We start from the raw sequence: 12,025 nt of genomic DNA on the forward strand, positions 1-12,025 counted from the left end.
GGGTCACTGCTCATCCGACAGGACGGGCTCCGGGAGGGTTCCGGCGTTCCACTCCGTGAGCCGCCACTTGGACCAGTCGCCCCTGCGATTCTCCTCCAGGACGGACCACGAGCAGTTGCTGAGGGCACCCAGCGACGACCAGTGCGACTCGGGGATCTGCAGGAATGAGCACGCGCCGGTGCGCAGCACGGCACCATGTGCCACGACGACGAGCGTCCCGCCGGCGCGCAGCCGCGAGACGTGGTCGTGGAGTGCGGCGGCGAAGCGGTCTCCGGCTCCGCGATGCGTCTCGCTGCCGGGGATCTGGGTCTCGTCACCGTCGACCCACGCCCGCATGCCGTCGGGAAAGGCCGCCCACGCCTCGCGCCACGTCATGCCCTCACGGCCGCCGAAGTTCATCTCGCGCAGGCGCTCGTCGAGCCCGACGTCGAGGCCGGTCGCCTCGGCGAGCTGTTGGGCCGTGTCGCGGGCGCGCACGAGGTCGGAGCTCACGATGCGATCGGGCGCCAGGGCGGCGAGTCTCACCGCCGCGCTGCGCGCCTGCTCTCGGCCGACCTCGTCGAGCTGGGTGTCGGTCTGGCCCTGCACGCGTCCGGCCACGTTCCACTCGGTGCGGCCGTGGCGCCACAGCACGACCCGCCGCTGGTGGGACTCCAGCGTCATGACACCGGGACGACGGGGCAGTCGCTCCAGAGCCGCTCGAGCGCGTAGAACACCCGCTCCTCCTGGTGCTGCACGTGGACGACGATGTCCTGGAAGTCGAGCAGGACCCAACGTCCCTCGCGCTCTCCCTCTCGGCGCACGGCCTTGACGCCCAGGGCGATCATGCGCTCCTCGATCGCGTCCTGGACGGCCTTGACCTGGCGCTGGCTGGAAGCCGAGCAGAGCAGGAAGACATCGGTCAGCGCGAGCTGGTCGGAGACGTCGAAGGCGATGATGTCGGTCGCGAGCTTGTCGTCGGCCGCATCGGCTGCGGCGCGGGTCAGCTCGACGGCGCGGTCGGTGGCTGTCATGTGGTGGTGCCTTCTGTCGGTGTGATGGCTGTGTCGGTGTCCGCACGGTAGAGCTCGTGCTTGCCGATGTACTGGACGACGCCGTCGGGCACGAGATACCAGACGGGTTCGCCCCGCTCAACGCGGTGGCGGCAGTCGGTCGACGAGATCGCCAGGGCGGGGATCTCGACGATCGTGATGCGATCGGCCGGCAGGCCCTCCAGCGTCGACTCGTCCATCTCGTGCCCCGGGCGGGTGACGCCGACGAACTGGGCCAGCTCGAACAGCTCGTCGTGGTCGCGCCACGTGAGCAGCGCGGCCATCGCGTCGGCGCCCGTGATGAAGTACAGGTCGGCGTCGGGGTGCAGCGCTGCGAGATCCCGCAGGGTGTCGATCGTGTAGGTCGGCCCGCGCCGGTCGATGTCGACGCGGCTGACGTTGAACCGCGGGTTGGCGGCCGTCGCGATGACCGTCATGAGATAGCGGTCCTCGGCGGGCGAGACGTCGCGGTCGGCCTTCTGCCACGGCTGTCCCGTGGGGACGAACACGACCTCATCGAGGTCGAACCACGACTGGACCTCGCTCGCGGCCACGAGGTGGCCGTGGTGGATGGGATCGAACGTGCCGCCCATGACGCCGACGCGCCGCCGGGCGGTGTCCACGCGGATCAGGAGTGCTCGCGGCCCTTGCCGAACGCCAGCAGTGCCAGGACCAGGACCACGAGGATCGTCAGAGCGATGGCGCCGACTCCGTACGGGTTGATCCCGATGTCACGCAGCTGGTGCTCGGACTCTTCGGCGGCGACGAGGAACGAATGCATGTGCACAATCTAGCCGATGCGCCGCGAGTCCTTCACCTCACCACGCCTCGCAGCCGGCGGCTGCGCCGCGAGGCGCTCACGCTTCGCTGGCGCGCCTCGACGCGCGGGCGCTGCGCGCCCTCGGTCTCAGCGCACGTGGCCGTCGCCCGTGACGACGAAGGTCGTCGTGGTCATCTCCGTCAGGCCCATGGGCCCACGGGCGTGCAGCTTCTGGGTCGAGATGCCGATCTCGGCACCGAAGCCCAGCTCTCCCCCGTCGGTGAACCGGGTCGAGGCGTTGACCATGACCGCTGCGGAGTCGACGCCGGTCGTGAAGCGGGCCGACGCGGCCAGCGACGACGTCACGATCGCCTCGGTGTGACCCGACGAGAACGTCCGGATGTGCGCGATCGCCTCGTCGATCGACTCCACCACGCGCGCCGAGATGTCTAGCGAGAGGTACTCGGCGGCGTGGTCGTCGTCGGTGGCCTCGACGACGGCCGCGTCGGTCGCGCAGAACGCGGGGTCGCCGTGCACCGTCACGCCGGCCTCGTGCAGCGCCGCCACGACGCGGGGCACGAAGACGTCGGCGACCGCCCGGTGCACCAGCAGCGACTCGGCGGCGTTGCAGACGCTCGTCCGGTGCGTCTTGGCGTTGAGGACGATGTCGAGCGCCATGTCGAGGTCGGCGTCGGCATCGACGTAGACGTGGCAGTTGCCCACGCCGGTCTCGATGACGGGGACGGTCGACTGCTCGACGACGGCCTGGATCAGACCGGCGCCGCCCCGCGGGATGACCAGGTCGACGAGTCCGCGGGCCTGCATGAGGTGCGTGGCCGACGAGCGGTCGTCGGCGGGGATCTGCTGCACCGCGTCGGCCGGCAGGCCCGCCCCGACCAGCGCCTCGCGCATGATGTCGATGATCGCGGCGTTCGAGCGCGCCGCCGACGACGAACCGCGCAGCAGCACCGCGCTGCCGGCCTTGAGGCAGATCGCGGCGGCGTCGGCCGTGACGTTGGGACGCCCCTCGTAGATCATGCCGATGACGCCCATCGGCACCCGCACCTGCTGCATGCGCAGGCCGTTGGGCAGCGTCGACCCGCGGACGACCTCGCCGACGGGGTCGGGCAGCGCCGCGACGTCGCGCAGCCCCTGGGCGAAGGCGGCCACCCGGCCGGCGTCGAGCCGCAGCCGGTCGACGACGTTCTCGCCCGTGCCCGCGGCCCGTGCCGCCTCGACGTCACGGTCGTTGGCGGACACGATCGCCGCAGTGCCCGCCACGAGCGCGTCGGCCATGGCGTGGAGCGCGGCGTCCTTGTCGGCACGGTGCGTCACGGCCAGCGTGGCGGCGGCGGTGCGGGCTCGGCGGGCGGCGGCGTGGACCTGGTCCTTCATGGGTCGAGCCTATCGGCCGTCACCCCGGCTCCGGCCCCCGCACGGTAGCCCCGATCGCGGCCCGGGTGCGCACGCCGAGACGCTCGAACAGCGCGGCGACGTGCTTCTCGACGGTCTTCTCGCTGACCCCGAGGAGGGTCGAGATCTGCCGGTTCGAGCAGCCGCGGGCGACCAGCACGGCGACCTCGCGCTGCCGGGTCGTCAGGCCCGCACCGAACGACGGCGCGACGGCGGCCCCACCCAGCTCCCGGCCGATGCCCACGCGGTTCGTGGTCCCGAGTGCCTCGAGCACCGCGGCGACGTGGTGCTCGACGGTCTTCTCGGCGATCCACAGCGTGGCCGCGATCTCCCGGTTGCGCAGGCCCGCCGCAGCGAGCCGGGCGACCGACTGCTGGGTCTCGGTGAGCGTCTCCCAGCCGTGACCGGGGACGTTGCGCAGACGACGCCCGTGCACGCCGAGCTCACGCTCTGCCCATCGACGCAGCGCTGCCGCCCCGGTCGCGCCGGCGCGCCGGGCGACGTCCTCCAGCTCCTCGATGCCACGCACCCGGTCGCCCGACGCCGTGCGCGCGGACGCCTCGATGACGCGCGCCCGGATGACCTCGAGCTCGCCGCCGGCCAGCGCTGCGAGCGCGCCGGAGTAGGCCGAGGCCTGCATGCCGGTGGCGACGTCGGACGTGGCGACGGCGAGGCGGGCGCGGATGCGTCCGAGCGCGGCACCGGCCATGGGGTGCTCCCCGATCGGCAGCCCGTCGGCGCGTTCGCACCACACGTGCGCCGCGCCGAGATCGTTCCTCGCGAGGGCCTCCTCGACGAGGATCTCGTAGCCGTACAGGCGGTCCACGACCTGGAGGCGCGGCAGGTGGTCGCCGCCACCGGCGCGCAGGATCAGCTGGGCGGCATCGTCGAGCATCCCGACCGCGCAGGCACCGAAGGCGGCGAGCGCATGGGCCCCGGCGAACACGTAGTCGGCGCGCGACGTCCCGGGTCGCGCCTCACGCAGCGCGGCCAGACCGCGGCGGACGGCGTCAGGACGGTCGAGGTGGGCGTCGACGAAGATGCGGACGCCGAGGCCCAAGAGGCTCATCTGCGGCCACCCGGCGATCTCGGGAGAGTCCAGCACCCGTCCGACGAGCGCGTCGGCCTCGACGAACCGGCCCTCGAAGCAGCGCGCCCTGGCCAGTGCGAGTGCACTCCACGCCCCGGCCGGGGTCTGCACCCCTCTGCCGACCACGCCCTCGGCGATACGTGCTGCTGCGCCGATCGATCCGGACGACATCGCGGCCTCCACCTCGAGCATCACGGTGATCTCCCCGAGGGCGCTGTCGTCGGGCGCATCCGCGGGACCGGGTGCCACGGATGCCGCGCACACCGCGACGGCGAGGTCGCAGGCCGCCGTGACGATCCTCGACGAGGGGCCGTCGGCCAGGAGCAGGTGCGCGGCGTCGAGCGCCTCGTCGAACCGGCACGACAGGATCTCGACGAACACGGCCGCCGCCCGGGCGGCTCGGTCGCCGTCGGCGACGGCAGGCGCGAGACGACACAGCGCCTCGGCAGCGTCATGGGTCATCGCCCGCGCCACGACTGCCGCGAGCTCGTCGCCGTCCATGAGCCGCACGCTACTCGTCCGCCGTCGCCGCGTGGGCAGATCCGGAGGATCGGTCAGAGCAGGATCAGGTCGTCGCGGTGCACGACCTCGCGCTCGTACTCCGCGCCCAGTGCGGCCGCCAGCTCGTGCGTCGACCGGCCCAGCAGCTCGGGCAGCTCGGCACTGTCGTAGTTGACGATGCCGCGGGCGATGACCACGTCGTCGGGGCCGATGAGGTCGATCGGGTCGCCCGCGGAGAAGTCGCCGCCGACCGCCGTGATGCCGGCGGGCAGAAGGGAGGCCTTGCGCTGCGTGAGGGCTCGGACGGCACCGGCGTCGAGGTGCACGCGTCCCTTGGTCGTGCTGGCGTGGGCCAGCCACAGCAGCCGCGTGGGGCGTCGCCGGCCCGTCGCGTGGAACGTCGTGCCGATCTGCCCGCCCGACAGCGCCACGTCGGCGTGCGCCGCCGACGTCAGGAGCACCGGGATGCCGGCTCCCGTGGCAATGCGGGCGGCCTCGACCTTCGTGACCATGCCGCCCGTGCCGATCGCCGACGCGCTGGGCCGCACGATGTCGAGCGCCTCGAGATCGGCCTCGTCCCGCACGTCGGTGACGAGCTGCGACCCCGCGACGGCCGGGTCGCCGTCGTAGAGGCCGTCGACGTCCGACAGCAGCACCAGACGGTCGGCGTGCACCAGGTGGGACACGAGTGCCGCGAGACGGTCGTTGTCGCCGAACCGGATTTCGCTCGTCGCGACGGTGTCGTTCTCGTTGACGATCGGCACGACGCCGAGGTCGATCAGGCGCGCGAAGGTCTGGAAGGCATTGCGGTAGTGGCTGCGACGGGTGACGTCGTCGGCGGTCAGGAGCACCTGGCCGACCACGAGGCCGTGGCTGGAGAAGCGCTCCGCGTAGCGGGCGATCAGCGCGCCCTGCCCGATGCTGGCTGCCGCCTGCTGCGTCGCGAGGTCGCGGGGACGGCGCGCGAGCCCGAGGGGCGCGAGCCCGGCCGCGATGGCACCCGAGCTGACCAGGACGATCTCGTCGCCGCGCGCCCGTGCCGCCGCCAGGGCGTCGACCAGGGCGTCGACCCGCTCACCGTCGAGCCCACCGCCGGCCGAGCTCAGCGACGACGAGCCGACCTTGACGACGATGCGCGCCACTAGCGGACGTCCTCGCCCTCGCCGCCGTCCAGCATGCCGGGGACGTCGCCGCTCTCGAGGTCGTCCTCGTCCTCAGGGAAGCTCCAGTCGGGCTCGCGGCTGTCGGTGCGGGCCTCGCGCTTCTCGGCCTCCCACGCACGTCGTGCCGCCAGCTCCTCGCGGCGCTGCACGTTGGTGCGGCGGTCGGACTGGTCGATGCGGAGGTCTTCGCCGCGGCGACCCAGAACCTCGGCGCCCGCCGGGATCTGCGGATCGAAGTCGAACACGACCGCGTTGTCCTCGTCGCCGATGACGACGTCGTCGCCGGGCGAGGCACCCAGCTTGAGCAGCTCGTCCTCGACGCCCAGCCGGTTGAGCCGGTCGGCCAGGAAGCCCACCGCCTCGTCGTTGGCGAAGTCGGTCTGGCGCACCCAGCGCTTGGGCTTCTCGCCGCGCACGACCCACTGGTCGTTGATCTGGGTGATCGTGAACTCGCGACCGACACCAGCCTCGGCCTTGGGGCGCAGGACGATGCGGGTGACCTCGACGACGGGGGCCGCGGCACGACGCGACGCCACGATCTCGGCCATCGCGAACGACAGCTCGCGCAGACCCGCGTGGCTGGCGGCCGAAACGTCGAACACGTCGAGGCCGCGCGCCTCGAGTTCGTCGCGCACGAAGCCGGCGATCTCCTTGGCGTCGGGCACGTCGGTCTTGTTGAGCGCGACGAGGCGCGGACGGTCGAGCAGATCGCTGCCCGTGGCGTCGGAGTAGGCCTTGAGCTCGGCCTCGATGACGTCGAGGTCGGTCAGCGGGTCACGACCGGGGTCGACGGTCGCGCAGTCGATGACGTGCACGAGGGCGGCGCAGCGTTCGACGTGGCGCAGGAAGTCGTGGCCCAGGCCACGGCCCTCGCTGGCACCCTCGATGAGGCCGGGGACGTCGGCGACCGTGAACGTCGTCGAGCCGGCTGTGACGACACCGAGGTTGGGCGCCAGCGTCGTGAACGGGTAGTCGGCGATCTTGGGCCTGGCACGCGACACCGCGGCGATGAGGCTCGACTTGCCGGCGCTCGGGAAGCCGATCAGCCCGATGTCGGCGACGACCTTGAGCTCGAGGGTGATGGTCAGCTCGTCGCCCGGCTCGCCCTTGAGCGCGAAGCCGGGGGCCTTGCGCTTGGACGAGGCCAGCGCGGAGTTGCCGAGGCCGCCGCGGCCGCCCTGCGCGATGACCAGCTCGGTGCCGGGGCCGGTCATGTCGGCCAGCACCTCGCCGGTCTGGTCCTTGACGACGGTGCCCTCGGGGACCCGCAGCACCAGGTCGTCGCCGTTGCTGCCGCTGCGGTTGTTGCCGGCGCCGGGAGCACCGTTGGTGCCGCGGCGGTGCGGCTCGTGGTGGAAGTCGATCAGGGTCGTGACGTCGGCGCCGACCACGAGGATCACGCTGCCGCCGTTGCCACCGTTGCCGCCGTCGGGACCACCGAGGGGCTTGAACTTCTCGCGGTGGACCGAGGCCACACCGTCGCCACCGGACCCGCCCGCGACGTGGAGCGTCACCTTGTCGACGAAGCTGGGGACAGCCATCGGCCGCTCCTTCCGTACGGGCCCGACCAGAGGATCCGGTGAGGGCGTGAGGGTCGTGCAGGGACAGCAGTCACGTCACAAACGCGTTGGGGCGGTCCGCAGCTGCGGACCGCCCCAACGAACTGGTGCTACGTGATGCAGGTGGTGCTGATGATCTGGCGTCAGGCAGCCGGAGCGGCCGGGACGATGTTGACGACCTTGCGTCCCCGACGACGGCCGAACTCGACCGCACCCGCCGACAGCGCGAAGAGCGTGTCGTCGCCGCCGCGGCCCACGTTGGTGCCGGGGTGGAAGTGGGTGCCACGCTGGCGGACGATGATCTCGCCGGCGTTGACCTGCTGGCCGCCGAAGCGCTTCACGCCGAGGCGCTGTGAGTTGGAGTCGCGGCCGTTCTTGGTAGAAGCTGCGCCCTTCTTGTGTGCCATGTGCTCAGTCCTCTACTTCTTGATCTCGGTGATCTTGACCTGGGTGTACTTCTGACGGTGACCCTGGCGCTTCTTGTAACCCGTCTTGTTCTTGTACTTCTGGATCACGATCTTGGGGCCCTTCGTCAGGCCGAGGACCTCGGCCGTGACGGTGATCTTGGCCAGCGAGTCGGCATCAGCCGTCACTGTCTCGCCGTCGACGAAGAGAACGGCGGGAAGCGACACCGTCTCGCCCTCGGCCTGGACGACCTTGTCGATCTCGATGACGTCGCCGACAGCAACCTTCTGCTGGTTGCCGCCACTGCGCACGATTGCGTACACCACGGAATCCTCACTCATTTCAACGCTGGGGCGCGCCCACATGGAAGCAGGACGCGCGAAAGACGGGGCGCTGAGCGCACCGAAGGACTAGTTTACGTAGCCGGACCCTCGCGGGTCAAAACGGGGTCATCTCCCCCGTCGCGGCCACCACCGAAAGGGAGCGGCTCGGCAGGTGCCGGCGGACCGGCAGGCTTGGTCGCAGACCCCCGCTTGCGCGGGGCTCGGCGGGTCACGGCGGGCTTCTCGGCCACGTCGGGAGCGGGGGGCGCGGCAGCGTCGACCTGAGGCGTCTCAGCCGCAGGCACGGCAGCTGCCGGCGTCTTCGGCGCGGACGACTCCGTGACGGAGGTCTCGGGCACGGACGACTCGGATGCCGCGGCCTCGACGACGGGGGCGGGTGCCGCCGCGGCCGGTTCGGGAGCCGCCGTGGGCTGGGCGGGCTTGGGCTCCGCCGGCCTGGGCTCCGCGGGCTTGGGCTCCGCCGGCTTGGGTGCTCCGCCACGGTTGCCGCCACCGGCGTTGTTGTTGCCGTTGCCGTTGCGGCCGCCCTGGTTGCTGGTGCCACTGTTGCCGCCACCATTGCCATTGCCACCGCCGCCGTTGCCACGACCGCCACGCTGACCGCGTCGCGGCTCGTCGCGCTTGGGCTCGACGGGCGCGTCCTGGATCAGGACGCCACGACCGTGGCAGTGGTCGCACTCGTGGCTGAACGACTCCAGCAGGCCCGTGCCGATGCGCTTGCGCGTCATCTGCACGAGACCCAGCGACGTGACCTCGGCGACCTGGTGGCGCGTGCGGTCACGGCCGAGGCACTCGACGAGTCGTCGCAGCACCAGGTCGCGGTTGCTCTCGAGCACCATGTCGATGAAGTCGACGACGATGATGCCGCCGATGTCGCGCAGGCGCAGCTGGCGCACGACCTCCTCGGCCGCCTCCAGGTTGTTCTTGGTGACGGTCTCCTCGAGGTTGCCCCCCGAGCCGGTGTACTTGCCGGTGTTGACGTCGACGACCGTCATCGCCTCGGTGCGGTCGATGACCAGCGAGCCGCCCGACGGCAGGAAGACCTTGCGGTCGAGCGCCTTGTGGATCTGCTCGTCGAGCCGGTACGACGTGAACGCGTCGACCTCGGTGTTGTCCCAGCGCTTGACGCGATCGGTGAGGTCAGGAGCGACGTGGTCGATGTAGCCCTTGATCATGTCCCAGGCGTCGTCGCCCTCGACGACGAGTCCGTGGAAGTCCTCGTTGAACAGGTCGCGGACGACCTTGATCATGAGGTCGGGCTCGGAGTAGAGCAGCTCGGGTGCCTTGCCGGCCGCCACCTTGCCCTCGATGACCTCCCACCGTGCCGACAGTGCCGTCACGTCGCGGGTCAGCTGGTCCTCGGTCGCGCCCTCGGCGGCCGTGCGCACGATGACACCCGTGTTCTCGGGCAGGACCTCCTTGAGCAGCGTCTTGAGACGGGCCCGCTCGTTCTCGGGCAGCTTGCGCGAGATGCCGCTGGTCTGGCCACCGGGGACCAGCACCAGGAAGCGTCCGGGCAGGCTGACCTGGCTCGTCAGGCGGGCGCCCTTCTGGCCGATGGGGTCCTTCGAGACCTGCACCAGGATCGTCTGGCCGGGCGTCAGGGCGTCCTCGATCTTGCGGGCCTTGCCGTTGCCCAGCGTCGTCCAGTCGACCTCGCCGGCGTACAGCACGGCGTTGCGGCCGGCACCGATGTCGACGAAGGCCGCCTCCATGCTCGGCAGGACGTTCTGCACCTTGCCGAGGTAGACGTTGCCGATGATCGAGACCTGCGACTCGCGGGCCACGTAGTGCTCGACCAGGACGTTGTCCTCGATGACGGCGATCTGCGTGTAGTCATCGCGCTGGCGCACGACCATCTCGCGCTTGACCGACTCGCGGCGGGCCAGGAACTCGGCCTCCGACACGATCGGGGCCCGACGGCGTCCGGCCTCGCGGCCCTCGCGGCGGCGCTGCTTCTTGGCCTCGAGGCGGGTCGAGCCCTGGACTCCCGTGATCTCGTCCTCGGCGCTGCGGCCGCTGCGGACGCGCACCACGGTGTTCTCGGGATCGTCGGGCTGGACGTCGGCACCCTCGCCGGCGCGGGCCCGGCGACGGCGGCGGCGCGTGCCGCCGTTCCCGTCGTCCTCGGTCTCCTCGTCGTCGTCTGAGTCGGCCTGGTCGTCGGTGTCGCTGTCGCCCTTGCGACGACGACGTCCGCCACGGCTGCGACGACGTCTGCGCGGCGCGTCCGGGTCGTCGTCGTCGGAGTCGGTCGACTCGTCGGTGTCGGAGTCGGTGGCGTCGGCAGGGTCGTCAGCATCCGGCTCGACGCGCGCGGGACGTGCCGGGGCGAGGCCGGGCTCGGGTGCCTGGAACATCGCCGCGGTGGCGGCGCGGCGCACCTTCGGGGTGACGTCGGGCTCGACCTCGTCGGTGGAGGCGGTCTTGTCCGTGGCGGCCGCCGCGTCGCTGGACGCTGCCTCGTCGACGTCGTCCGCCGTGTCGGTGGCGACCTCGGGCTGCGGCGCGGCGGCCTTCTTGGCCGGGCGACGGCGGGCGGCCTTCTTGGCCGGGGGCGGCGCGTCGTCGGCACCGCTCGCGACGGGAGCTGCGTCCTTGGCCGGCTCGGCAGGCGTCTCGGGAGCGGCGGCCTTCTTGGCCGGCTTGGCGGGCGCGGCCTGTGCTGCGGGCGCGGCAGGTGCCGAGAAACTCACGGCCGCCGGCGGACCGGCGGGGCGTCCGGCCGATCGGCGCCGGGTCTGCGGAGCGGGAGTGGTGTCGGTAGGGGTGTCGTTCTCGTCGAGCATGCGCTCTCCTTCGCCCTGCGCCGATCTGGGATCGGCCCCGGGCTCGTCTGCGGTCCGGCCTGCGGACCTGAAGTTCGGTCAACCCCTGCGCCACGCGCCTGGGTGCGACGGCGCGCCCCGGTCTGTCACATCGACTCCCGCACCTGCCGCCGCGGTCGGCACCCGGTCAGGGCGCGTCGCGGTCGAAGGCAAGTGGATCGCCTACCGTGCCTTCGTCCGTGTCGAGGGGACCTTGGGCCAAGCGAGTCGCGATGGGCGTCTGCTCGAGCTCGAGGCCCCCGCTGGAACGGAGTCCGGCAAGAACGTCGTCTGGTCGTATCGACGGTGTGTCGTGTCGCACGACCACGTCCAGTATCGCACACGGTGCCGCCGAGGTGTCGTCCAAACGCACCGCGAGGCGCTGCACGGCCGACCGACAGTCGAGCGTGCGCAGGCCGCGTTTCATCATTCGCTCGACGAGAACCTCGTCGGCTGCGAGGAATCCGGCGACCGCCGAGCTGGCGTGTTCGACCGTCACGCCGGGCAGCGCGATCTGCCACTCGCTGCCCTGCAGCCTGTCGGCCAACGCACCCGGCCTCGCCACCACGACGTCGACGATGTCGAGCCCGGCGGGCAGCGCCGCGTCGAGCGCCTCGCGCACCTGCGCGGCGTCGCACGCCCGGGTCATGCCGATCTCGAGGTACTCGGCCTCGCTCGCCGCACCCGTCGGCGAGGCGTTCGCGTACGAGATCTTGGGATGGGGCGTGAAGCCCGACGAGAAGGCGATCGGGATGCCGGCCCGGCGCACCGCGCGCTCGAACGCCCGGGCGAAGTCGCGGTGGCTCGTGAACCGCAGACGTCCGCGCTTGGCGTAGCGGATGCGCAGCTTCTGCACGATCGGCAGCTGCGGGTTCGGCGCTTCGGGATTGGGGGTCCCCTCGAGGGTCGTCACCCGTCGAGGCTACCCGCGCGGGTCCCGTGGACGATGGAG

General features: G+C 71.7%; 12 protein-coding genes. All 12 read right to left on the reverse strand.

Annotated elements, in window-relative coordinates; translation table 11 throughout:
• Positions 1 to 3: 3 nt before the first annotated feature.
• The 12 genes from JOF40_RS18915 to JOF40_RS18970 all read right to left on the reverse strand — a co-directional run bounded on the left by JOF40_RS18915 (position 4) and on the right by JOF40_RS18970 (position 11,986).
• Positions 4 to 663 (reverse strand): histidine phosphatase family protein, encoded by a 660-nt coding sequence (locus tag JOF40_RS18915; protein WP_129182738.1) that lies wholly within the window; start codon positions 661 to 663, stop codon positions 4 to 6.
• Positions 660 to 1,013, reverse strand: coding sequence for a ribosome silencing factor (rsfS, locus tag JOF40_RS18920; protein WP_129182740.1), 354 nt, complete (start codon positions 1,011 to 1,013; stop codon positions 660 to 662). The genes JOF40_RS18915 and rsfS overlap by 4 nt, the downstream gene beginning before the upstream one ends.
• Positions 1,010 to 1,654: a nicotinate-nucleotide adenylyltransferase gene (gene nadD, locus JOF40_RS18925; RefSeq protein ID WP_281286509.1), complete on the reverse strand. Its 645-nt coding sequence runs from the start codon at positions 1,652 to 1,654 to the stop codon at positions 1,010 to 1,012. Before nadD ends, rsfS begins: the two co-directional genes overlap by 4 nt.
• Before the next feature lie 5 nt (positions 1,655 to 1,659).
• Positions 1,660 to 1,812, reverse strand: a complete 153-nt coding sequence (locus JOF40_RS18930) for a hypothetical protein (protein ID WP_188111764.1) — start codon at positions 1,810 to 1,812, stop codon at positions 1,660 to 1,662.
• Between the two features lie 126 nt (positions 1,813 to 1,938).
• Complete coding sequence (locus JOF40_RS18935) at positions 1,939 to 3,186, reverse strand: glutamate-5-semialdehyde dehydrogenase (protein ID WP_129182744.1); 1,248 nt, start codon at positions 3,184 to 3,186, stop codon at positions 1,939 to 1,941.
• A gap of 19 nt (positions 3,187 to 3,205) precedes the next feature.
• Complete coding sequence (locus JOF40_RS18940) at positions 3,206 to 4,795, reverse strand: helix-turn-helix transcriptional regulator (protein WP_129182746.1); 1,590 nt, start codon at positions 4,793 to 4,795, stop codon at positions 3,206 to 3,208.
• Between the two features lie 53 nt (positions 4,796 to 4,848).
• Positions 4,849 to 5,937 (reverse strand): glutamate 5-kinase, encoded by a 1,089-nt coding sequence (gene proB, locus JOF40_RS18945; protein WP_129182748.1) that lies wholly within the window; start codon positions 5,935 to 5,937, stop codon positions 4,849 to 4,851.
• A complete protein-coding gene (gene obgE / locus JOF40_RS18950) occupies positions 5,937 to 7,499 on the reverse strand; it encodes a GTPase ObgE (RefSeq protein ID WP_129182750.1) in 1,563 nt (520 codons plus the stop codon). Before obgE ends, proB begins: the two co-directional genes overlap by 1 nt.
• 161 nt (positions 7,500 to 7,660) lie before the next feature.
• Positions 7,661 to 7,924, reverse strand: a complete 264-nt coding sequence (gene rpmA / locus JOF40_RS18955; RefSeq protein WP_129182752.1) for a 50S ribosomal protein L27 — start codon at positions 7,922 to 7,924, stop codon at positions 7,661 to 7,663.
• Positions 7,925 to 7,936: 12 nt separating this feature from the next.
• Positions 7,937 to 8,245: a 50S ribosomal protein L21 gene (gene rplU / locus JOF40_RS18960; RefSeq protein ID WP_129182754.1), complete on the reverse strand. Its 309-nt coding sequence runs from the start codon at positions 8,243 to 8,245 to the stop codon at positions 7,937 to 7,939.
• Between the two features lie 92 nt (positions 8,246 to 8,337).
• Positions 8,338 to 11,055 (reverse strand): Rne/Rng family ribonuclease, encoded by a 2,718-nt coding sequence (locus JOF40_RS18965; protein WP_129182756.1) that lies wholly within the window; start codon positions 11,053 to 11,055, stop codon positions 8,338 to 8,340.
• A gap of 166 nt (positions 11,056 to 11,221) precedes the next feature.
• The gene (locus JOF40_RS18970; protein WP_209674712.1) at positions 11,222 to 11,986 is read right to left on the reverse strand and encodes a TIGR03936 family radical SAM-associated protein; all 765 of its coding nucleotides are present in this window, start codon (positions 11,984 to 11,986) and stop codon (positions 11,222 to 11,224) included.
• Positions 11,987 to 12,025: the final 39 nt, after the last annotated feature.

Source organism: Aeromicrobium fastidiosum, from assembly GCF_017876595.1.
Taxonomy (GTDB): Bacteria; Actinomycetota; Actinomycetes; order Propionibacteriales; family Nocardioidaceae; genus Aeromicrobium; species Aeromicrobium fastidiosum.